Annotated in this window: 21 protein-coding genes; 9 read left to right on the top strand and 12 right to left on the bottom strand. The window is 70.3% G+C overall.

Going from position 1 to position 22,270, the window contains the following annotated elements:
• Positions 1-38 precede the first annotated feature (38 nt).
• From OG905_RS13380 to OG905_RS13395, 4 genes are all read right to left on the bottom strand, one after another.
• Positions 39-1,322 carry a hypothetical protein gene (locus tag OG905_RS13380; RefSeq protein WP_443043936.1) on the bottom strand — a complete coding sequence of 428 codons (1,284 nt, stop codon included), beginning with the start codon at positions 1,320-1,322 and terminating at the stop codon, positions 39-41.
• Positions 1,312-1,869: a DUF6114 domain-containing protein gene (locus OG905_RS13385; RefSeq protein ID WP_328668192.1), complete on the bottom strand. Its 558-nt coding sequence runs from the start codon at positions 1,867-1,869 to the stop codon at positions 1,312-1,314. Before OG905_RS13385 ends, OG905_RS13380 begins: the two co-directional genes overlap by 11 nt.
• Positions 1,870-1,966: 97 nt before the next feature.
• A complete protein-coding gene (locus tag OG905_RS13390) occupies positions 1,967-2,626 on the bottom strand; it encodes a DUF6230 family protein (protein WP_328668193.1) in 660 nt (219 codons plus the stop codon).
• A gap of 655 nt (positions 2,627-3,281) precedes the next feature.
• Positions 3,282-4,256, bottom strand: coding sequence for a tetratricopeptide repeat protein (locus tag OG905_RS13395; protein ID WP_328668194.1), 975 nt, complete (start codon positions 4,254-4,256; stop codon positions 3,282-3,284).
• A gap of 196 nt (positions 4,257-4,452) precedes the next feature.
• On the opposite strand from OG905_RS13395, the gene OG905_RS13400 reads away from it, so the two are divergent.
• The gene (locus OG905_RS13400) at positions 4,453-5,100 is read left to right on the top strand and encodes a TetR/AcrR family transcriptional regulator (RefSeq protein ID WP_328668195.1); all 648 of its coding nucleotides are present in this window, start codon (positions 4,453-4,455) and stop codon (positions 5,098-5,100) included.
• A gap of 42 nt (positions 5,101-5,142) precedes the next feature.
• On the opposite strand, the gene OG905_RS13405 is transcribed toward OG905_RS13400, so the two are convergent.
• The 4 genes from OG905_RS13405 to OG905_RS13420 all read right to left on the bottom strand — a co-directional run bounded on the left by OG905_RS13405 (position 5,143) and on the right by OG905_RS13420 (position 9,012).
• On the bottom strand, positions 5,143-6,843 hold the full coding sequence (locus OG905_RS13405; protein ID WP_328668196.1) for an acyl-CoA mutase large subunit family protein: 1,701 nt from the start codon (positions 6,841-6,843) through the stop codon (positions 5,143-5,145).
• Positions 6,844-6,921: 78 nt separating this feature from the next.
• Entirely contained in the window at positions 6,922-7,245 is a 324-nt protein-coding gene (locus OG905_RS13410) for a DUF3817 domain-containing protein (protein WP_328668197.1), read from the bottom strand.
• A gap of 53 nt (positions 7,246-7,298) precedes the next feature.
• Positions 7,299-7,808, bottom strand: coding sequence for a MarR family winged helix-turn-helix transcriptional regulator (locus tag OG905_RS13415; protein WP_328668198.1), 510 nt, complete (start codon positions 7,806-7,808; stop codon positions 7,299-7,301).
• Positions 7,809-7,818: 10 nt separating this feature from the next.
• Entirely contained in the window at positions 7,819-9,012 is a 1,194-nt protein-coding gene (locus tag OG905_RS13420) for an MFS transporter (protein ID WP_328668199.1), read from the bottom strand.
• A 707-nt stretch (positions 9,013-9,719) separates the two neighbouring features.
• On the opposite strand from OG905_RS13420, the gene OG905_RS13425 reads away from it, so the two are divergent.
• Positions 9,720-10,712, top strand: coding sequence for an ArsR/SmtB family transcription factor (locus OG905_RS13425; protein WP_328668200.1), 993 nt, complete (start codon positions 9,720-9,722; stop codon positions 10,710-10,712).
• A 25-nt stretch (positions 10,713-10,737) separates the two neighbouring features.
• Here OG905_RS13425 and OG905_RS13430 read toward each other — a convergent pair whose 3' ends face one another.
• Positions 10,738-11,031 carry an MTH1187 family thiamine-binding protein gene (locus tag OG905_RS13430; protein ID WP_328668201.1) on the bottom strand — a complete coding sequence of 98 codons (294 nt, stop codon included), beginning with the start codon at positions 11,029-11,031 and terminating at the stop codon, positions 10,738-10,740.
• Positions 11,028-11,372 (bottom strand): DUF3817 domain-containing protein, encoded by a 345-nt coding sequence (locus tag OG905_RS13435; protein ID WP_328668202.1) that lies wholly within the window; start codon positions 11,370-11,372, stop codon positions 11,028-11,030. Before OG905_RS13435 ends, OG905_RS13430 begins: the two co-directional genes overlap by 4 nt.
• Positions 11,373-11,536: 164 nt before the next feature.
• On the opposite strand from OG905_RS13435, the gene OG905_RS13440 reads away from it, so the two are divergent.
• From OG905_RS13440 to OG905_RS13455, 4 genes are all read left to right on the top strand, one after another.
• Positions 11,537-12,175: an AIM24 family protein gene (locus OG905_RS13440; RefSeq protein WP_324982002.1), complete on the top strand. Its 639-nt coding sequence runs from the start codon at positions 11,537-11,539 to the stop codon at positions 12,173-12,175.
• Positions 12,175-12,825: an AIM24 family protein gene (locus tag OG905_RS13445; protein WP_328668203.1), complete on the top strand. Its 651-nt coding sequence runs from the start codon at positions 12,175-12,177 to the stop codon at positions 12,823-12,825. Before OG905_RS13440 ends, OG905_RS13445 begins: the two co-directional genes overlap by 1 nt.
• Complete coding sequence (locus tag OG905_RS13450) at positions 12,822-13,604, top strand: AIM24 family protein (protein ID WP_328668204.1); 783 nt, start codon at positions 12,822-12,824, stop codon at positions 13,602-13,604. Before OG905_RS13445 ends, OG905_RS13450 begins: the two co-directional genes overlap by 4 nt.
• Before the next feature lie 129 nt (positions 13,605-13,733).
• A complete protein-coding gene (locus OG905_RS13455) occupies positions 13,734-14,210 on the top strand; it encodes a MarR family winged helix-turn-helix transcriptional regulator (RefSeq protein ID WP_328668205.1) in 477 nt (158 codons plus the stop codon).
• Positions 14,211-14,284: 74 nt separating this feature from the next.
• Here OG905_RS13455 and meaB read toward each other — a convergent pair whose 3' ends face one another.
• Together meaB and OG905_RS13465 are read right to left on the bottom strand one after the other, a co-directional pair.
• Entirely contained in the window at positions 14,285-15,238 is a 954-nt protein-coding gene (meaB, locus tag OG905_RS13460; RefSeq protein WP_328668206.1) for a methylmalonyl Co-A mutase-associated GTPase MeaB, read from the bottom strand.
• Positions 15,239-15,262: 24 nt separating this feature from the next.
• Positions 15,263-16,471, bottom strand: a complete 1,209-nt coding sequence (locus OG905_RS13465) for an acetyl-CoA C-acetyltransferase (protein ID WP_328668207.1) — start codon at positions 16,469-16,471, stop codon at positions 15,263-15,265.
• Between the two features lie 145 nt (positions 16,472-16,616).
• Between OG905_RS13465 and mce the strand changes: the two genes are divergently transcribed.
• The 3 genes from mce (at position 16,617) to OG905_RS13480 (ending at position 22,224) form a co-directional block, all read left to right on the top strand.
• Positions 16,617-17,045: a methylmalonyl-CoA epimerase gene (gene mce / locus OG905_RS13470; protein ID WP_266535898.1), complete on the top strand. Its 429-nt coding sequence runs from the start codon at positions 16,617-16,619 to the stop codon at positions 17,043-17,045.
• Positions 17,046-17,211: 166 nt separating this feature from the next.
• The gene (scy, locus tag OG905_RS13475; protein WP_328668208.1) at positions 17,212-21,171 is read left to right on the top strand and encodes a polarized growth protein Scy; all 3,960 of its coding nucleotides are present in this window, start codon (positions 17,212-17,214) and stop codon (positions 21,169-21,171) included.
• A gap of 114 nt (positions 21,172-21,285) precedes the next feature.
• Positions 21,286-22,224, top strand: a complete 939-nt coding sequence (locus OG905_RS13480) for a cellulose-binding protein (RefSeq protein ID WP_328668209.1) — start codon at positions 21,286-21,288, stop codon at positions 22,222-22,224.
• Positions 22,225-22,270 lie beyond the last annotated feature (46 nt).

Below are 22,270 nucleotides of genomic sequence, written 5' to 3' on the forward strand. Positions count from 1 at the left end.
GTACGGCCCACAGCCTTTGTGCGGCTCCCGGACGGGTCTTAGTTGGTTCCACCGGTGTAGTAGCTGTGCAGGCCGGGCACTGTCAGCGTCCCGCCGAACTGGCCCGCCTGCGTCACCTTCACGTTGGTGAAGATGGCGAAGGGAACATTCAGCGGAGGCGGCGTCTGCGGGCTGAAAGTGACCGGGATGAGGCCGAAGAGGTTGCCCTTCAGCTCCTCCGTGTACATCGTCACCGTGCCGTTGGTGATCGTCGACGTGGAGCCCTTGCCCGCCTGGACATGCCCGGTCGTGCCGTTCGGGCCGACCACCAGCTGGTGGAGGTTGTCGATGTCGACACCCGAAGCCGTGAACTTCAGAACCTTCTTGACCTTGCCGCTGCCCGTCTTGACCTCGACGATGCCCTTGTAGTCCAGGCCCCTCAGGGTCAGCTTCGAGCTCTCAAGGATCCACGGGTCGTCCGGGAGCAGCGGGATGCCCTGCTCCAGGTCCGCGGCGGCGAGCGCCTTCGGGTCGGCGGTCGGACACGGGAAGCGCGGCTTGGCGCCGTCCGGGATGTCCTCGTCCTTCTTGGGGTCGAGGCCCTTGACCGCGTCGTCGAGCTCCTCGGTCGCCGCTCCGGCCTTGTCCGCCGCGTCCTTGATGGCGTCCTTGGCCTTGTCCGCCGCGTCGTCCACCTTCTCGACGGGGTTGGTGGACGGCTTCTCGGAGGGCTCGGTGGTCGGCTTCGTCGAAGACGTCGGCTCGTCGGCGGGCGCGGTGGTCGCGGGCGCACTCGGCGTCGCGGTGGCCGTGGGCTCGTCGGGGCCGTCGAACAGGTCCTTGAGCGCGTCGCCGACACCCAGCGGGTCCAGCGGGTTCGTCGTCTTGGTCTCGCTCGGCGTGGGAGTCGGAGTCGGAGTCGTCGCACCCGTCTTCGCGTCCGGGGACTCGGACGCGGAGGGGGTCGCGCCCGGCGTCGGCTCGTCGGCGGGCTTGTCGCCCGTCGGCTCACTGGCACTCGGGTCGGGCTTCTCCGACGGCGACTCGGAAGGCTTCGCCGAGTCCGACGGCTTGGGCGACTCGGACTCCGCCGGCTCGTCCGAGCGGGTCACGCACGGACCCGGGGCGAAGGGGATGTCCTTGTCGTCGGCGAGTGCCAACTTGGGGGTGAGACCCATGCCGAGAAAGACGGCGGTGGGCATCGCTGCCAGGGCTATCGCCTTGCCGGCCGGCATCTGGAGCTTGGTCAGCAGGGGCTTGCGGGGAGCCGCGTGCCGCGGCCCCTTTCTGGCCTGCGTCCCATCGCTCCCAGCCGTGCTCAGCGGTGTGACATCACCCGGCACTGTTCCTCCCGCCGTTGACTTCGATGTTGGTCTCGTGCGCGCCCACGCCGTAGTCGTCCCACTGCTGCTCGGCTACGGGTTCCTCGGCGGGGTCGGGTGCGGGCGTCGACGCCTTCTCGACCGGAGCAGACTCCGCGACGGGCTTCCCCGGTACCCAGGAGAGCGAGAGCGCACCGCCGATGAGGGAGAACAGGAAGCCGATGAAGAAGCCACCCATGTTGGCAATCGGGATGGAGACCAGTGCCAGCAGAATCGTGGCGACACCTGCGAAGACCCGGACGATGGAGTGGAACCACATCGTGAGGCCCAGTGTCATCAGCAGTACGCCGATGATCAGTGCGCCGGCGCCCGCGGTGGTCTGCATCGCGAGCGTCATGTGACCGAGTTTGAAGGTCGCGTACGGGATGTAGGCGATGGGGATTCCGCCGAACAGGGTGAACAGACCCGCCCAGAAGGGCCGCTGGCCCCGCCAGGTACGAAAACCCTGCCGGATGGCGCGGATGCGGTGCTCGTTCCGCCCCGGTGACACTGCAGACTCGGCGCTCATGGAAAACAGCTCCCTGGAACTGGCATTGCTGTGTGAAGAGTTGGGCGGGCGGGCGAAGCTGTGAAGGCTTTGCTCGCCCGCCCGGACGGGATGACCGTCAGTAGCACTCGACTCCGGCGCCGGAGCCTCGCTTCAGACCCATGTGCAGACCGCTCAGCTCGAACGTGCCGGCAGTGGTCGCCCAGGCCGTCTGCTTGACGTTGGACAGCTCGGCCCGTTCGGCTTGCTGGGCGAAGCCGTTCGGCAGGACGGACGTGTCCTTGACTGCAGGGCCCTTGCCGGTGCCCGGGTTGTCCGTGTCCTTGACCGCGACGCCGATGTCGATGTTGGTGAACTTGGCCTTTTCGGCGCCCAGATCGGACACATCCAGGTAGAGCTTGTCGGCCTTGACCGCCGTGCCCTGGTCACCGGCCGTGAGCTTCATCGTGATCTTGCCGAGGAACGGCACATCGGTGACGACCGACTGGCACATGTCGGTGATCTCGGCGTTCTGGAAGGACGAGATCGCGACGGGGTGCGCGGTCTTCTCGTCGCCCTTCAGGTCCTTGTACCCCATGTCAACGCCGCCGTACTGGGCGAATCCATGGCCGTCAAGGTATCCGGCGGTGACCTTGAACTCCTGGCCGGACACAGCGAACGACGCGGCGAGCGCGCCCTGTGCCAGGCTGACGCCTATCGCGGCCGTCGCGGCCACGCTGGGCACCATGACGAGGGCGAACCGCTTCCATCTGGTTCCGCCCCGAGTCATTGACTCCATGACTTTCCTCCTTCTCGGACGTACATCTCCGGTCCGGGCCTCAGGCCCGTTCTGGGAGTGGGAGAAGTGCTACGTCCTCGGTAAGGAGAGCGCCTGTACTTTCAGGCGCGAGCTGCGTCCGAAACACCGGCGATCACCCCCGAGCGACAACCACTGGTCGCGCCTGACTGATCACGCACAACCTGCTGGACAGGCCCTGCCGTTCGGCAGGAACCCCCCTGTCCACGACCGGCGCCACTGCCGCCGGTCGACCCGGTGGGGACCCAAGATTCCGCGGCGCGGCTGGAGGCCGGGCTGGTGCGGTATTGGACCGAGCGTGGCCGATCGTTGTCCATTCCCGGCCGTGACACAAGGGGGTTCGTTACCCGCTAGTAACGGCCCGATAACCACGCAACGACCGGCTGATGTCACCCGGCCACACAGGGTGCAACCAGGGGGTGAGCCAGAGGGGGAGATAGCCGCCAATAAGCGGACAGAACAAGTGGGTTGATTTACTGGGAGTAACAGCTCGTCCGTTTACCAAGTTTTGGTAAAGCGCAGCCGTGTTTTGTCACTGTGTCGCCAAAACGGCGACGGCGCCTCATCAGCGCCGTCGCCGCAAAAACGGTCACACCTGGCGGAACAGCGCGTACCGCGCAGGCGTTTCAAACATGACTCAGAACAGCACCCGCGCGAGCGCCGAACGCGCCGCCGTCACCCGCGGATCATCCGGCCCGACGACCTCGAAGAGCTCGAGAAGCCGGACCCGCACCGCGTCCCGGTCCTCGCCAGCCGTGCGGCGCACCGTCTCGACCAGCCTGCCGAACGCGTCCTCGACATGGCCGCCGACAAGGTCCAGGTCGGCCGCGGCGATCTGCGCGGTCACGTCGGCCGGGTTCTCGGCCGCGTCCTGGCGGACCTTCTGCTGGTCCATGTCCTGCACGCGCCGGAGCAGTTCGGCCTGGGCGAGGCCCAGCTTGGCCTCGGAGTTGCCGGGGTCGTCGGACAGCACGTTCTTGTACGCCTGGACGGCGCCGCCGAAGTCGCCCGCGTCCAGCGCCTGGACGGCCGCTTCCAGCACGGCGTCGTACGGACCCTGCGGCACCGCGGCGGGGGCCGCCTCCTCGTCCGGGGAGGCGTCGGGGTCGACCGTGATGCCCGTCAGGCCGAAGCGCTCCTCGGCGACCTGGATGAGCTGGTCCAGCGTCTGGCGGATCTGCGTCTCGGGGGCCGCGCCCTGGAAGAGCGGGAGCGCCTGGCCGGCCACCACCGCGAAGACCGCGGGGATTCCCTGGATCCCGAACTGCTGCATCAGCATCTGGTTGGCGTCGACATCGATCTTGGCGAGGACGAACCGACCGCTGTACTCCTGGGCCAGCCGCTCCAGCAGCGGGCTGAGCTGCTTGCACGGCTCGCACCACTCGGCCCAGAAGTCGATGACGACCGGGACTTCGGCGGAGCGCTGGAGGACGTCGCGCTCGAAGCCCGCCTCATCGACGTCGATCACCAGGCTGGAGGGGGCTACGGCACCGCCGCCGCCCTGTCGGGCGGACTCGGCACGGGCCTGCTCCGCCTTCGCCTTGGCCTCACCGGCCGCCTTCACCGCGGCGAGGTCGACGACGCCGCTCATGGACATGTTCCTAGGCTGCATGAGTACATCCTCCCCCCTCCGCGCGCGCATGTGAAAAACGTTCCTGAAGATCCGGCGCGGGTCCCCACTCGCGCCTGTGGTTGTCGCTCAAGCCGGTCAAGGCTTTCGCTACGAGCCGTAGCGTATCTGCACCAGCTCTCCGGCGTGTGAGAAACCTCCGGTGAACTGCCTCACAGCAGATTGCTTACTCGCCGGTATGGTCGCCGTCATGTGCAGCCACACCCGCCCCACATCCGTACGTACAGGTCGTACGGGACGACCCCGCAGTGCTGAGGCCGACGCCGCGATCCTCGACGCGACCCGCGCGGCGCTGGTCGAACTGGGCTGGTCGAAGCTGACGATGGGCGATGTGGCCAGCCGCGCGGGGGTCGCGAAGACAACGCTCTACCGGCGCTGGACCAACAAGAACGAACTCGTCGTCGACGCGGTCGCCGAACTCTTCGACGAGCTCGAACTCCCCGATCTCGGCAGTCTGATGGCCGATGTGGAGGGTGTGGTGCTGCAGTTCGCCGCGCTGCTCTCGCGGCCCGAGGCCAAAACCGCGCTCATGGCGGTGGTCGCGGAGTCGACGCGGGACGACGCGCTGCGCGGCCGTATCCGCTCGGCGATCGTCGACCGCCAGAAGCGGCTGGTGCTGGAGGGCAGGGCGCGCGCCCAGGCCCGTGGCGAGCTGCCGTACGAGGAGGACGCACAGGCGGCGGCCCGCAGCGCCGACCTGATCTTCGATGTGATCGCGGGCGCGGTGGTGCACCGGGCGCTGGTCAGCGCGGAGCCGGTGGACGAGGAGTGGGCACGCAGCTTCGCGCTGCTGCTGGTGTCGGGACTGGCCTCGCTCCAGAGTTGAGGCCGGGGGGCGGGACGTCCCCCGCCCCCCGTTTACGTGCGGTCAGAAGCCGGGCGGCTCGGTGTACGTCCCCCACTCGTCCCGCAGCGCGTCGCAGATCTCGCCGAGCGTGGCCTCCGCGCGGACCGCGTCCAGCATCGGCGCGATCATGTTCGAGCCGTCCCGGGCGGCGGTCAGCATCGCCTCCAGCGCCGACTGCACGCGTGCGTCGTCACGGCCGGCCTTGCGGCCCGCCAGGACCCGTACCTGCTCGCGCTCGACCTCGTGGCTGACCCGCAGGATCTCCAGGTCGCCGGTGACCGAGCCGTGGTGGACATTGACGCCCACGACCCGCTTGTCGCCCTTCTCCAGGGCCTGCTGGTAGCGGAAGGCCGACTCGGCGATCTCGCCGGTGAACCAGCCGTCCTCGATGCCGCGCAGGATGCCGGAGGTGATGGGGCCGATGGGGTGCTGACCGTCCGGGTGTGCCCGGCGGCCGCGCTCCTTGATCTGGTCGAAGATCTTCTCGGCGTCCGCCTCGATGCGGTCGGTGAGCTGCTCGACGTACCAGGAACCGCCCAGCGGGTCCGCCACATTGGCGACGCCGGTCTCCTCCATCAGCACCTGCTGTGTGCGCAGGGCGATCTCCGCGGCCTGCTCGCTGGGCAGGGCAAGGGTCTCGTCCAGGGCGTTGGTGTGCAGGGAGTTGGTGCCGCCGAGGACCGCGGACAGGGCCTCGACCGCCGTCCGTACGACATTGTTGTACGGCTGCTGGGCGGTCAGCGAGACGCCCGCGGTCTGGGTGTGGAAGCGCAGCCACTGCGCCTTGTCGGTCTTGGCGCCGTACACCTCCTTCATCCAGCGCGCCCAGATCCTGCGCGCCGCGCGGAACTTGGCGATCTCCTCGAAGAAGTCGAGGTGTGCGTCGAAGAAGAAGGACAGCCCGGGCGCGAAGGTGTCGACGTCCAGGCCCCGGCTCAGGCCCAGTTCGACATAGCCGAAGCCGTCGGCGAGCGTGTACGCGAGCTCCTGCGCGGCCGTCGCGCCCGCCTCGCGGATGTGGTAGCCGGAGACCGAGAGCGGCTTGTACGCGGGGATGCCCTGCGCGCAGTGCTCCATCAGGTCGCCGATGAGGCGCAGATGCGGCTCGGGCTGGAAGAGCCACTCCTTCTGCGCGATGTACTCCTTGAAGATGTCCGTCTGGAGCGTGCCGTTGAGGACGGCCGGGTCGATGCCCTGCCGCTCCGCCGCGACCAGGTACATGCAGAAGACGGGGACGGCGGGGCCGGAGATCGTCATCGAGGTGGTGACGTCGCCGAGCGGGATGTCCTTGAACAGGACCTCCATGTCGGCGGCGGAGTCGATGGCCACACCGCAGTGGCCGACCTCGCCGAGCGAGTGGGAGTCGTCGGAGTCGCGGCCCATCAGGGTCGGCATGTCGAAGGCGACGGAGAGCCCGCCGCCGCCGTTGGCCAGGATCATCTTGTAGCGCTCGTTCGTCTGCTCGGCATTGCCGAAGCCGGCGAACTGGCGGATGGTCCACGTGCGGCCGCGGTAGCCGGTCGGGTACAGGCCCCGGGTAAAGGGGTACTCCCCCGGCCAGCCGATCCGCTCGAAGCCCTCGTAGGTGTCTCCGGGCCGGGGCCCGTAGACCGGCTCGACCGGGTCGCCGGAGAGCGTGGTGAAGTCGGCGTCCCGCGTGCGGGCCTTGTCGTAACGGGCCTGCCAGCGTCGGCGGCCTTCCTCGATGGCGTCAGCGTCCATGCTTCCAATTTACTAGGACGTCCTAGTAAATGTCGATGCGCAACCGCCACGAGCACTCGCTCGGGGCGGTTCGGGGTCTTACGCCTTCGCGATCGCGGGGGCGTCCGCCAGCAGCGGACGGATCTCGCGGGTGATCTTCGGCTCGACAAAGAAGGAGGCCACAGGGATGCAGCCGGCGGCCAGCACCCACGCCAGCTTGCCGAGCGGCCACTTCGCCTTGGAGCCGAGATCGAAGGCGAAGATGACGTAGATGATGAACAGCACACCGTGGATCTGGGAGATCAGCATGGTGTCGCCGACTTCGAACCCGTACTTCAGGATGATCGCCGCGGTGAAGACCAGCAGCCAGACGGCGGTGACGTACGCCATCACCCGATAACGGGAGAGCACATTCGACTTCATGGCAACGAGCGTAACCGGACGCAACGGGCGATCTTCGCCCGGGGTTGGGACCCCTACTTCTCGTCGAAGTCGTGCGCCGAGACCCGCAGCGGGCGCAGCATCGCGAAGATCTCCCCGCACTCCTCGTCGTCGTACACACCGAGCCCGAAGTCCATCGCCATCAGATCGCGGGTGGCCGCCTCGACGACCTCGCGGCCCTTGTCGGTGATGGAGGCGAGGGTGCCGCGGCCGTCGTTCGGGTTCGGCCGCTTGTCGACCAGACCTGATCTGACCAGCCGGTCCACCGTGTTCGTGACCGAGGTCGGGTGGACCATCAGGCGCTCGCCGATCTTGGACATCGGCAGCTCACCGGCCTTGGAGAAGGTGAGCAGCACCAGTGCCTCGTAGCGCGCGAAGGTCAGTCCGTACGGCTTGACGACGGCGTCGACCTCGGCGAGCAGGATCTGGTGCGCGCGCATGATCGAGGTGATCGCGCCCATCGAGGGTACGGGGCCCCATCGCTGCTGCCAGAGCTCGTCGGCTCGGGCGATGGGGTCGAAGGGAAGGCTGAGCGGCTTGGGCACGGCACCGACCCTACCGACTGGTCATATGGCGGTCAGCCCCGTCTCGCTCTTCGGTCCTCCGGGCCTCGGCGACCAGGAGGAGACAGCACAGCGTGCCGATCACCCCGGCGCCCGTGACGACGGCGCTCACGGAGAAGAATTCCGCGGCGAGCCCGGCCAGGGCCATGCCGACGCCCTGGATCGTCATCAGCCCGGCGGTGAGCAGGGTCATGGCCCGGCCGCGCAGTTCCTCGGGAATCTCCTCGACGATCCACCGGTCGAGACCGAGGGTGTACGCGGACCCGGCACCGCAGAGCGTCAGGGCGAGCAGGGCCCAGCCGAGGCCGGGGGTGAGGGCGTAGACGGTCAGCGGCAGGAGGGTGGTGGCGGCGAGCGGCAGGACGATACGGGAACGGGCGCTGGGGCCGAGGACGGAACCGGCGTACAGCTCACCCGTGATCGTGCCCACGGGCAGCGCGCACATGAGAATGCCGAGGCCGGCCGAGCCGATGCCGATCTCGTCGGCGTACGGGACGGCGAGGGCTTCGGGGGCGACGCTGAACATCGGCGGGGCCCAGAAGAGCAGCATCAGCACGCGGAGCCTGCGGTCGGCGAAGACCTGCCGCGCGCCGGACAGCGACGAGCGCAGGAGGGCACCGCTGTCGCCGTCGCGGGCGGGGCGCCGCACGGTGCCGAAGCGCAGCAGCAGGGCGGAACCGAGGAAGGTCGCGACGGTGATGGCGAGGGCGCCACGGGGCGACACGATCGCGAGCAGCAGCCCGCCGAGGCCGAAGCCGGTGAGCACGGCGCTCTGCGACACGATGCGCAGCACGGAACGGCCGAGTACGAAGAGGTCGCCGTCACCGAGGATGTCGGCGAGGGTCGCCGTACGGGTGCCGTTGAACACGGGTGAGACGGCGGCGATGAGGCAGCGCAGCGCGAGCAGCACGGCGACGGGCGTCAAGGGCAGCACCATGGCGGCGGCGCACGCGGCACAGAGGAGATCGCACACGACGAGCACGCGTCGTGCGGGGTACTTGTCGGCGACGCCCGCGAGCAGGGTCCCGCCGACGAGGTAGGGCAGAAACCCGAGCGCGAAGGTGAGCGCGCTGAGGAAAGGCGAGGCGGTGAGCCGGTAGACGAGGACGGTCAGCGCGATCTCGCTGACGACGACCCCGAGGAGCGACATGAGGTGCGCGGCGAAGACGGCCCGGAACTCGCGCACGTGGAAGACGGCGCGATAGTTGGGGGCGCCGGGGTCGCGGCTTCGACCCGAACTCCCGCGTCGCGCGGCCGGCTTGGCCCGCGCGCCAGAGCCGCGGACGCCCGAACTCCCGTGACGCGGTGGGCTTCCGGCCTCCGGCCCGGCGGCGCGACCGTTCGCCGTATCGGCGACCAGGCAGCCCGGAGATTCGGGTGCCCCGCCGTCCTGCGCGGCATCGCGTCCCGCTGCCCCGGCCCCCGGCTCGGCAGAGCCGCCGCCGACCGGTGCGGCAGCGCGGCCGGGTCCGGACACCCTGGTCTCAGGTGGCGCGAGGCCACCTCCCCCCGGCGCGCCGGCACCACCGGGTCCGGGCGGGCCCACCTCGGGCGTGCCGAAGTCACCGCGGGGCAACCCGGCGGCACCGCCCGTCGGCGCGGCAGCGGGTCCCGGCGCGGCGGAGGCGCCGCCCTCCAACCCAGCGGCTCTACCCACCGGCTCGGGCGCATCGCCCTCCCGCGCGGCAGCGCGTCCCGGCATGGCGGAGCCGACGCCGCTGGGGGCCGGGGGCTCGTCCCCGGGTTCGGGAAGGGGTGGGGTAGGGGAAAAGGACCGGCCCGTGGCACCGGTGCCCAGTTCTTCTGGCATGGGGCACAGCCTGCCGACGCACTCCGTCCCCGCCCTAGACTTTCGGCTGCAGCCGAATCTTCAGGCATCGAGGGGAGAGAACCATGCCGTCCTACATGCACTTCGGCGAAGCCGACCTGCTGCGGATCCGGTTCGCCATATCTCCCCTGTGGGAGACCCAGGACGCCGTCCGCACCCTCAAGCGACCCGCGCGGCACGGATATCACCTTCCCTGGCTGCGCCGGATCCGGCAGGCCGCCGAAGGGCTCGATCTCACTGCGCTGTGGTTGCTGATGCCCTGGCGCGGGCACAGTCCGGACTTTCTCGGGCCGCCCCCGATCGGGCCCGCCGCGTCCTTCGAGGAGGAGATCGCCGCCGTACGCGGCGCGGATCCCGAGGCCGCGAGAGAGGACCTGGCGCGGTCCCTCTCCTGCACGCCGGGCGCCGTGGAGACCCCGCAGGGGCGGGCCCTGCTCGACGATCCCGGGAGCGCCGTCCACACGCTCGCCGACACCATGGAGCAGGCCTGGCACGCGCTCGTCGAGCCGGAGTGGCCGCGCCTGCGGGCGCTGCTGGAAGCCGATGTGGCTTTCCATACGCGGCGGCTGGCGCAGGGCGGCATCGAGGGGCTGTTCGCCGATCTCCACCCGCGGCTGCGGTGGGCCGACGGGACGCTGACCCTCGCCACGCCCTTCGACCATGTACGCGTTCTCGACGGCCAGGGCCTCATGCTGATGCCCAGCGTTTTCTGCTGGCCCGACGTCGTGACCGGCTTCGAGCCGCCCTGGCAGCCGACGCTCGCCTATCCGGCCCGCGGCATCGGCGCCCTGTGGGCCGGGCCCGCGGGTCCGGCGCCTCAGGCGCTGGCCCATCTGCTCGGCGACAGGCGGGCGGCCGTACTCCTCGCGCTCGACGAGCCCGCCGGGACGAGCACGCTCGCGCAGCTCCTCGACCTCGCGCCGTCTTCCGTATCGGCGCATCTGTCCGTACTGCGTGACGCGGGTCTGCTGACCTCGCGCCGCGCCGGACATCAGGTGCTGTACGAGCGGACGCCCCTGGGCATCGCGCTGGCGGTGTCGCAGCCGGGCGCGCCCTGACGGCGGGGCCGGCCGGAGCGAGGTCTCAGGAGGACAGGTGGCGCTCCACCGTTTCGACCTTCGAGGTGAGGCCGTCGGTGACGCCCTGTCTGATGTCCGCCTTGAGGACGACGGAGACGCGCGGGGCCCGGGCCTCGACCGCGGCGACGGCGCGTTTGACGACGTCCATCACCTCGTCCCACTCGCCCTCGATCGAGGTGAACATCGCGTCCGTGCGGTTGGGCAGACCCGACTCGCGGACGACCCGGACGGCGTCGGCGACGTACTCGCCGACGTCCTCACCGACGCCGAGCGGAGTCACGGAGAAGGCGACGATCACGCGTTCACCTTGCCCTCGCGGCGGGCGCGGGCGGCGATGACCTCGTCGTCGGCCGCGCGCCTGAGCTTGCGCTCGGCGACGAAGCCGCCGAAGGGCAGGACGGAGAGGACGAAGTAGAGGGTCGCGGTCTTCAGGTTCCACTTGGTGCGGTTCCAGGCGTCCAGCCAGAAGAGCACGTACAGGATGAAGAGCACTCCGTGGATCGCGCCCATGACCGGGACCGCGTTGAACTCCGTGGTGCGCTTGAGCACCGAGCAGACGAGCAGGAGGAGGAAGGAGACGGCCTCCGGGGCGGAGACCAGACGGAGGCGGTGGAGGGAGGAGGCGGTCTTGATGTCCACGGGGGCACCTTCGGTGGGAGAGGGTCTGTGACGGGCAGGGCTCTTGTGAACGCGTGCACAAGCTTCGGTCCATTGTGGCAGCCCCGTTTTGGTCTCCTTTATCAGGGTGCAGATCCTCCTCAAGGACCCTGTTCGCGCCGGGTAGCGCCCGATAACGTCACCCCGTGGCAACGTTCCGACTCCAAGGCAGCAAGGTGCTCGCCGTCGATATGACAGGCGACGCCGTCAAAGCGAAGAACGGCTCGATGGTCGCCTACGACGGCCAGATGGCGTTCAAAAAGATGTCCGGCGGCGGTGAGGGCATCCGCGGGATGGTCACCCGCCGTCTCACCGGCGAACAGATGGTGATGATGGAAGTGAAGGGGCAGGGCACCTGCTTCTTCGCCGACCGCGCCTCCGAGATCAACCTCGTGAACCTGCACGGCGACAAGCTCTATGTCGAGGCGAGCAATCTGCTCTGCACCGACGCCGGGCTGCGCACCGGGACCACCTTCACCGGGCTGCGCGGCGGTGCGACGGGCAACGGCCTGTTCACCACGACCGTCGAGGGCAACGGCCAGGCGGCGATCATGTCGGACGGCCCGGCCGTGGTGCTGCGGGTGACGCCCCAGTACCCGCTCTCCGTCGACCCCGGCGCGTACATCGCTCACCAGGGCAATCTGCGGCAGGACTTCCAGTCCGGCGTGACCTTCCGGACCTTCCTGGGCGAGGGCGGCGGCGAGGCCTTCCAGATCCGCTTCGAGGGCGACGGTCTGGTGTACGTGCAGCCGAGCGAGCGGAACACCATCGGAGGAGACGTCTGATGCCGTTCCGCGAAGTCAACTCAAAAATGGTCGAGGCGACGGTCGTCCCGGGCCAGAAGATGTTCAGCCAGCGCGGCGCGATGCTCGCCTACCGGGGCGAGGTCTCCTTCACGCCGAACATGCAGGGCGGCCAGGGCGGCCTGGCCTCGATGATCGGGCGGCGGGTCGCCAACGAGGCGACGCCGCTGATGACCGTCGAGGGCAACGGCACCGTGATGTTCGGTCACGGCGGCCATCACATCCAGGTGATCCAGCTGACCGGCGACACCCTGTACGTCGAGGCGGACCGGCTGCTCGCCTTCGACGGGACGCTGCAGCAGGGCACGATGTTCATGGGCTCGCAGGGCGGGGTCATGGGCATGGTGCGCGGGCAGGTCACGGGGCAGGGTCTGTTCACCACGACTCTCAAGGGGCACGGCGCGGTCGCCGTCATGGCGCACGGCGGGGTGATCGAGCTGCCGATCACGCCGGGCCGGGCGGTCCATGTGGACCCGCAGGCGTATGTCGCGCACCACGGCGACGTACGCAACAAGCTCTCCACCGCGCTGGGCTGGCGCGACATGGTGGGGCGCGGCTCGGGCGAGGCCTTCCAGCTGGAGCTGAGCGGCAGTGGCGCGGTGTATGTACAGGCCTCGGAGGAGAAGCTGTGACCGGTCCCGTGGTCTTCGACCCCATGACGCTGCCGAGCGACGACAACGTCAACGCGTACACCTTCTGCGTGGAGCTCAAGGGCAGTCAGTGGTTCCTGCAGAAGGGGAAGATGATCGCCTATTACGGGCGCATCGACTTCAACGGCATCGGCCACGGCCGGCTCGACCGGCTGCTGCGGACCTCGTTCCACTCGCCGCTGCACGCCGCCGACTGGGTGGTGGCGGAGGGCAGCGGCAAGATGCTCCTCGCCGACCGCGCCTTCGACGTCAACTCCTTCGACCTGGACAACGGGAACCTGACGATCCGCTCCGGGAATCTGCTCGCCTACCAGCCGACGCTGGCGCTGAAGCAGTCGATCGTGCCGGGCTTCCTCACCCTGATCGGTACGGGGAAGTTTGTGGCCGCATCGAACGGTCCCGTGGTCTTCATGGAGCCGCCGATCCGGGTGGATCCGCAGGCGCTGGTGGGCTGGGCGGACTGTCCGTCCCCCTGCCACCACTACGACCACGGCTATATGACCGGCCTGATGGGCGGTCTGCGGGCGATGACGGGGATCGGCGGAGCGTCCGGTGAGGAGCACCAGTTCGAGTTCGTCGGCGCCGGGACGGTGCTGCTGCAGTCGACCGAGGTGCTGATGGCCGAGACGGCGACCGGGGCGGTGCCCGCGCAGGCGGGAGTGCCCGGCGGCCACGCCGGAGCCGGAGCCCCAGGTCAACACGGGTCTACCCCTCGTCTCCCCGGTCAGCTGGGTGACCTCCAGCGTCGCTTCGGCCTGTGAGCGGTAGTCTGCAGAGTGTGACGTCGAACGCCTGCACCCTTCTACGCGCGGTGCAACGTGCCCGCCGGGTGCCGGGCGTCACACCCCCCGACTTCGTCCGCATTTCAACTTCTTAGGTAGAATCCATATATGGAGACCGAGACGGCCACCCGCTGGCTGACCGATGACGAGCAGTGCACCTGGCGCACTCACCTGGACGTCAGCAGACTGCTGATGCACCAGCTCGAGAAGGACCTCCAGCCGTTCGGCCTGACCAACAACGACTACGAGATCCTGGTCAACCTCTCGGAGTCGGCCGACCGGCGCATGCGAATGAGCGACCTGGCCGCGGCCACGCTGCAGTCCAAGAGCCGGCTCTCGCACCAGATCACCCGCATGGAGAACGCCGGTCTCGTCCGCAGGGAGAACTGCGAGTCGGACCGGCGCGGGCTGTACGCGGTGCTGACCGAGCAGGGCACCCAGACCATGGAGAAGGTCGCGCCGCACCATGTCGCGTCCGTACGCAAGCACTTCATCGATCTGCTGACCCCTGAGGCTCTCGCGGAGCTTCGGCTTTCGCTGTCGCCGGTGGCCGAGCACCTGCGCGGGCGCCGGGGCAAGCCGTAACCGTCTGACCACGTCAGGCGGCGGGGCGGGGGGCCGTATCCCATGTACGGCTCCGCCGCCCCGGGCCCCGTTCACTACTCCGTCAGGCTCGCCACCAGCTCGTCGGCCGCCCGGTACGGGTCCAGTTCACCCGCCACGATCCGCTGGGCCAGCGCCCCCAGCCGGCGGTCGCCGTGCAGATCGGCGATGCGTGTCCGCAGCGCCGTCACCGCGATCGCCTCCACCTCGCCCGCCGCCCGCAGCGCCCGGCGCTCGGTGAGGACGCCGTGTTCCTCCATCCACGCGCGGTGCTTCTCCAGCGCCTCGACCACCTCGTCGATGCCCTCGCCCCGCGCCGCGACCGTCTTCACGATCGGCGGCCGCCAGTCGCCGGGACCCCGCGCCTCGCCGAGGCCCAGCATGTGGTTCAGCTCGCGGGCCGTCGCGTCCGCGCCGTCCCGGTCCGCCTTGTTGACGACGTACACGTCGCCGATCTCGAGGATGCCCGCCTTCGCGGCCTGGATGCCGTCGCCCATCCCGGGGGCGAGCAGGACGACCGAGGTGTCGGCCTGGGAGGCGATCTCCACCTCCGACTGGCCGACGCCCACCGTCTCGACGAGGATCACGTCGCAGCCCGCCGCGTCCAGGACGCGGATCGCCTGCGGGGCAGCCCAGGCGAGGCCGCCCAGGTGCCCGCGCGTGGCCATCGAGCGGATGTAGACGCCCGGGTCGGACGCGTGCTCCGACATCCGGACCCGGTCGCCGAGCAGCGCCCCGCCCGAGAAGGGCGAGGACGGGTCGACGGCCAGGACGCCGACCCGCTTCCCGGCCCGCCGGTACGCCGACACCAGCGCCGAGGTCGAGGTGGATTTGCCGACGCCCGGCGAGCCCGTCAGGCCCACCACGTACGCACCCCCGGCAAGCGGGGCCAGCGCCGCCATCACCTCTCGCAGTTGCGGGGACGCCCCCTCGACGAGTGAGATCAGCCGGGCCACGGCCCGCGGCCGGCCCTCCCTCGCCTGGGCAACCAGTTGGGGGACGTCCACCATGTGATCGCTCCTTGCTTACGTGGCTTACTTGCCGTTGCCCGGGACGCGGACGATCAGCGCGTCACCCTGACCGCCGCCGCCGCACAGCGCGGCCGCACCCACGCCGCCGCCCCGGCGCCTGAGCTCCAGCGCCAGGTGGAGGACCACCCGCGCGCCGGACATGCCGATGGGGTGGCCGAGTGCGATCGCACCGCCGTTGACATTCACCTTTTCCGGGGATACCCCGAGGTCCTTCATTGACTGCACGGCGACCGCGGCGAATGCCTCGTTGATCTCGATGAGGTCGAGCTCCTCGACGCCGATGCCCTCCTTGCGCAGCGCGTGCTGGATGGCGTTGGACGGCTGCGACTGGAGGGAGTTGTCGGGCCCGGCGACGTTTCCGTGCGCGCCGATCTCCGCGATCCACTCCAGGCCCAGCTCTTCGGCCTTGGCCTTGCTCATCACCACGACCGCCGCGGCGCCGTCGGAGATCTGCGAGGACGTACCGGCCGTGATGGTGCCGTCCTTGGCGAAGGCGGGACGCAGCTTGCCCAGCGACTCGGCCGTGGTGTCGGCGCGGATGCCCTCGTCCTTGCTGAAGACGACGGGCTCGCCCTTGCGCTGCGGGATCTCGACGGGCGTGATCTCCGCCTCGAAGATGCCATTCTTCTGCGCGGCCGCTGCCCGCTGGTGGGAGAGCGCCGCGATCTGGTCCTGCTCGGGGCGGGCGATGCCGAGCCGGGTGTTGTGCTTCTCCGTGGACTCGCCCATGGCGACGTTCTCGAAGGAGTCGGTGAGTCCGTCGTACGCCATGGAGTCGAGCATCTCGATCGCGCCGTACTTGAAGCCCTCGCGGGACTTCGGCAGCAGATGCGGCGCGTTGGTCATCGACTCCTGGCCGCCGGCGACGACGATGTCGAACTCACCGGCGCGGATCAGCTGGTCGGCCAGCGCGATGGCGTCGAGGCCGGACAGACAGACCTTGTTGACGGTGAGCGCGGGCACGTTCATCGGGATGCCCGCCTTGACGGCGGCCTGGCGCGCGGGGATCTGCCCGGCCCCGGCCTGCAGGACCTGGCCCATGATCACGTACTGCACCTGATCACCGCCGATGCCGGCCCGGTCCAGCGCCGCCTTGATGGCGAAGCCACCGAGATCGGCGCCGGAGAAGGACTTGAGCGAGCCGAGCAGGCGTCCCATGGGCGTACGGGCGCCCGCGACGATCACTGAGGTGGTACCGGTCGTTCCTGACATGAGGCACGATCCCCTTCCAGCGCGCAGCTGAGGAGTGAACGAGGGTTTACTTCAATGTACTGAGCGGTACTGCCCCAGGTCACCGGGCGGCGAGTGTGATCGCGCGCACGTTGCGTAACCACGTCCGGGGCGCTGCACTGGGGGAATGCTGACGCGAATCGACCACATCGGGATCGCCTGTTTCGACCTCGACAAGACTGTCGAGTTCTACCGGGCCACCTACGGCTTCGAGGTGTTCCACACCGAGGTCAACGAAGAGCAGGGCGTGCGTGAGGCCATGCTCAAGATCAACGAGACGTCCGACGGCGGCGCCTCCTACCTCCAGCTCCTGGAGCCCACCCGCGAGGACTCCGCGGTCGGAAAGTGGCTGGCCAAGAACGGTGAGGGGGTCCATCACATCGCCTTCGGCACCGCCGACGTCGACGGTGACGCGCAGTCCATCCGCGACAAGGGCGTGCGAGTTCTCTACGACGAGCCGCGTATCGGCTCCATGGGCTCCCGTATCACTTTTCTCCACCCCAAGGACTGCCACGGCGTCCTCACCGAACTCGTCACCTCTGCAACGGAGCACTGACCTGAGGATTCCCGGCCCGGTAGAGTGGGCGATTCCGGGCCGGGGCCGGGTCGGGGCCGCGCCGCGTCCCCGCCGTTGATCTGTCACCATTCCCCGGGGGGCCGTTCGCCGGCGAACGGTGCTCGTACGGAGACAGTTGCGACCAGGGGACGGATGGGACCGCGCAGTGCGGGGCTACGAACGCCAGGAGAGCCACCGAGCTGACGACGACCACCTTTCGCGGTTCGAAGCCGAGATGGACCGGCTGAAGACCGAGCGGGAGAAGGCCGTCCAGCACGCCGAGGACCTCGGCTACCAGGTCGAGGTCTTGCGCGCCAAGCTCCATGAGGCTCGGCGCGCTCTCGCGTCCCGTCCTGCCTACGACAGCGCCGACATCGGCTACCAGGCGGAGCAGCTGCTCCGTAACGCCCAGATCCAGGCCGACCAGCTGCGCACCGACGCCGAGCGCGAACTGCGCGAGGCCCGCGCCCAGACCCAGCGCATCCTCCAGGAGCACGCCGAGCACCAGGCCCGTCTCCAGGCCGAGCTGCACTCCGAGGCGAACCAGCGCCGCCAGCGCCTGGACCAGGAGCTGGCCGAGCGCCGCCAGACCGTCGAGGCGCACGTCAACGAGAACGTCGCCTGGGCCGAGCAGCTGCGCGCGCGTACCGAGTCCCAGGCCCGCCGGCTGCTCGAGGAGTCCCGCGCAGAGGCCGAGCAGGCGCTTGCCGCGGCCCGCGGCGAGGCCACCCGGGTCGCCGAGGAGGCCCGCCGGCGGCTCGGCTCCGAGTCCGAGGCGGCCAGGTCCGAAGCGGAAGCGATCCTTCTGCGCGCCCGCAAGGACGCCGAACGGCTGCTGAACGCCGCGTCGAACCAGGCTCACGAAGCCACCAGCCACGCCGAACAGCTGCGCTCCTCCACCAGCGCCGAGTCCGACCAGGCCCGCCAGCAGGCCGCCGAGCTGAGCCGCTCCGCCGAGCAGCGGATCCAGGAGGCCGAGGAGAAGCTGCGCGAGGCCCGCGCGGAGTCCGAGAAGCTGCTGACCGAGGCCAAGGAGTCGGCGGCCAAGCAGCTGGCGTCCGCCGAGTCCGTCAACGAGCAGCGCACCCGTACCGCCAAGGCGGAGATCGCCCGGCTGGTCGGCGAGGCCACCACGGACGCGGAGGCGCTCAAGGCGGAGGCCGAGCAGGCACTCGCCGACGCCCGCGCCGAGGCCGAGAAGCTGGTCGCCGCCGCGGCGGAGAGTGCCAAGACGGTCGCGGCCGAGGACTCGGCCGCCCAGCTCGCCAAGGCGGCCCGTACCGCCGAGGACGTCCTGACCAAGGCCTCCGAGGAGGCGAAGGCCACCACGCGCGCGGCGGGCGAGGAGGCCGAACGGATCCGCCGCGAGGCCGAGGCCGAGGCGGACCGGCTGCGTGGCGAGGCCGCCGAGCAGGCCGATCAGCTCAAGGGCGCCGCCAAGGACGACACCAAGGAGTACCGGGCCAAGACCGTTGAGCTGCAGGAGGAGGCGCGCAGGCTGCGCGGCGAGGCCGAGCAGCTGCGCGCCGAGGCGATCGCCGAGGGCGAGCGGATCCGCGGCGAGGCCCGCCGCAAGGCCGTCCAGCAGATCGAGGAGGCGGCCAGCACCGCCGAGGAGCTGCTGACCAAGGCACGGGCAGACGCCGACGAGATGCGTTCGGCCGCGACGAACGACAGCCAGCGGGTGCGTACCGAGGCGATCGAGCGCGCCACCACCCTGCGCAAGCAGGCCGAGGAGACGCTGGAGCGCACCCGGGCCGAGGCCGAGCGGCTGCGCGGCGAGGCCGAGGAACAGGCGGAGAGCGTCAAGTCCGCGGCCGAGCAGGCCGGGGCGGAGCTGCGCGAGGAGGCGGAGCGCGCGGTCGCGGCCCGCCAGGCCGAGGCCGCGGAGGAGCTGACCCGGCTGCACGCCGAGGCGGAGTCCCGCCTCGCCGCTGCCGAGGAGGGCCTGGCCGAGTCCCGCGGCGAGGGCGAGCGGATCCGGCGCGAGGCCGCCGAGGAGACCGAGCGGCTGCGTACGGAAGCGGCCGAGCGGATCCGTACGCTCCAGGCGCAGGCCGAGCAGGAGGCCGAACGGCTGCGCACGGAGGCCGCTTCGGACGCTTCGGCCACCCGCGCCGAGGCCGAGAACATCGCGGTACGGCTGCGCAGCGACGCCGCCAACGAAGCCGAGCGGCTCAAGAACGAGGCGCAGGAGAGCGCCGACCGGCTGCGCGCCGAGGCCGCGGCCGCCGCGGACCGGATCGGCGTCGAGGCCGCCGAGGCGCTGGCCGCAGCCCAGGAGGAGGCGAACCGCCGCCGCCGGGAGGCCGAGGAGACCCTCGACTCCGCGCGCGGCGAGGCGAATCAGGAGCGCGAGCTCGCCCGTGAGCAGAGCGAGGAGCTGCTCGCCTCGGCCCGTAAGCGGGTCGAGGAGGCCCAGACCGAGGCGCACCGCCTCGTCGAGGAGGCCGACCGCCGCGCCACCGAGATGGTCGGCGCAGCCGAGCAGACCGCCCAGCAGGTACGTGACTCCGTCAACGGCCTCCACGAGCAGGCCGAGCAGGAGATCGCCGGGCTGCGTTCGGCGGCCGAGCACGCGGCCGACCGCACCAGGACCGAGGCGCAGGAGGAGGCGGACCGGGTCCGCGCCGACGCGTACGCCGAGCGGGAGCGGGCCACCGAGGACGCGGGCCGGCTGCGGGCGAGGGCTCAGGAGGAGACCGAGGCCGCCAACGCGCTCGCCGAGCGGACCGTTTCGGACGCGATCACCGAGTCGGACCGGCTGCGTGCCGACACCGCGGAGTACGCGCAGCGGATGCGTACAGAGGCGTCGGACGCCGTGGCATCGGCCGAGCAGGACGCCTCGCGCTCCCGCGCCGAGGCCCGCGAGGACGCCAACCGCATCCGCTCCGACGCCGCCGCCCAGGCCGACCTGCTCATCGGCGAGGCGACGAGCGAGAGCGAGCGGCTGCGTACGGACGCGGCCGAGGCGCTGTCCGGCGCACAGGCGGCCGCGGTCCGGCTGCGCAGTGAGGCCGAGCAGATCAAGACGCAGGCCGAGGCCGAGGCCGAGCGGCTGCACGCCGGCATCCGGGCCGACGGCGAGCAGATCCTGGACGAGGCCCGCGAGGCGGCCGACAAGCGCCGCTCCGACGCCGCCGCCCAGGCGGACCAGCTCATCGCCGAGGCGACCGGGGAGGCGGAGCGGCTGCGTGCCGAGGCCGCCGACACGGTGGGCTCCGCGCAGCAGGCCGCCGAGCGCATCAAGTCCGAGGCCCAGAAGGTCAAGGCGGAGGCCGAGGCGGCGGCGGAGCAGATGCGCGCGGAGGCCCGCGAGGAGGCCGACCGTACGCTCGACGAGGCTCGGGTGGCCGCGGCCAAGCGCCGCGCGGACGCCGCCGAGCAGGCCGACCAGCTCATCAACAAGGCTCAGGAGGAGGCGCTGCGCGCGGCCACCGAGGCCGAGGAGCAGGCCGACACGATGGTGGGCGCGGCCCGCAAGGAGGCCGAGCGGCTGGTCGCCGAGGCGACCGTCGAGGGCAACACCCTGGTGGAGCATGCCCGTACGGACGCGGACGAGCTGCTCGTCGGCGCGCGCCGGGACGCCACCGCCATCAGGGAGCGCGGCGAGGAGCTGCGGACCCGGGTCGAGGCCGAGATCGAGGAGCTGCACGAGCGCGCCCGCCGGGAGACCTCCGAGCAGACGAAGACGGCCGCCGAGCGCGTCGACCAGCTGGTGAAGGCGGCGACCAAGCAGCAGGCGGAGGCGGAGGCGAAGGCCAAGGAGCTGGTGGCCGACGCCAATTCGGAGGCGAGCAAGGTCCGCATCGCCGCGGTCAAGAAGGCCGAGGGCCTGCTCAAGGAGGCGGGCCAGAAGAAGGCCGAGCTGATCCGCGAGGCGGAGCGGGTCAAGGCGGAGGCGGATGCCGAGGCCGACCGTCTGGTGGGCGACGGCAAGCGGGAGCTCGATGTGCTGGTCCGCCGGCGCGAGGACATTCAGGCCGAGATTTCCCGTGTTCAGGACGTTCTTGAGGCGCTGGAGTCTTTCGAGGCGCCGTCCGGGGGTAGCAAGGAGGGCGGCGGCGTGAAGGCAGGTGCCTCAGCAGGGGTTACACGTTCGAGTGGCAAGCCTTCCGAGAGCTAGCCACTCAAAAGGCTGGACATTCTCCAGATCAAACGGGCATCCGCTCGATGACACGCCGCTTTGACCCCTAGGATTCCCCCTAACACCTCACCGGTCTCATTCGACAGGAACCCCATGAGCGACACTTCCTCCCCCTTCGGCTTCGAGCTCGTGCGGCGTGGTTACGACCGCGGTCAGGTGGATGACCGCATTACCAAGCTCGTCGCCGACCGTGATAGTGCTCTCGCCCGAATCACCTCTCTGGAAAAGCGCATCGAGGAGCTCCACCTCGAGACGCAGAACGCCCAGGCCCAGGTCAGCGACGCGGAGCCGTCGTACGCCGGTCTCGGTGCGCGCGTCGAGAAGATCCTCCGTCTCGCCGAGGAGGAGGCGAAGGACCTGCGCGAGGAGGCCCGTCGCGCGGCCGAGCAGCACCGCGAGCTCGCCGAGTCCGCCGCCCAGCAGGTGCGCAACGACGCCGAGTCGTTCGCCGCCGAACGCAAGGCCAAGGCCGAGGACGAGGGCGTCCGCATCGTCGAGAAGGCGAAGAGCGACGCCTCTACGCTGCGTGGGGATGCGCAGAAGGACGCGCAGTCCAAGCGCGAAGAGGCGGACGCGCTGTTCGAGGAGACCCGCGCCAAGGCCGCCCAGGCCGCCGCGGACTTCGAGACGAACCTCGCCAAGCGCCGCGAGCAGTCCGAGCGCGACCTGGCTTCGCGTCAGGCCAAGGCCGAGAAGCGCCTGGCGGAGATCGAGCACCGCGCCGAGCAGCTGCGTCTTGAGGCCGAGAAGCTGCGTACGGACGCGGAGCGCCGGGCCCGTCAGACGGTGGAGACCGCGCAGCGCCAGGCCGAGGACATCGTGGCCGACGCGAACGCCAAGGCCGACCGGATCCGCAGCGAATCGGAGCGCGAGCTGGCGGCGCTCACCAACCGCCGCGACTCGATCAACGCGCAGCTGACCAACGTCCGCGAGATGCTGGCCACGCTGACCGGTGCGGCAGTGGCCGCGACCGGCGCCCCCGCCGACGACGAGCCGATCTCCCGCGGCGTCCCGGCGCAGCAGTCCCGCTGAGTCCGGCACAGCCTCTCCGCGGTACGCCTGAAAGTGCCCGGCGCCG

Origin of the sequence: Streptomyces sp. NBC_00322 (assembly GCF_036147535.1) — a bacterium.
Taxonomy (GTDB): Bacteria; Actinomycetota; Actinomycetes; order Streptomycetales; family Streptomycetaceae; genus Streptomyces.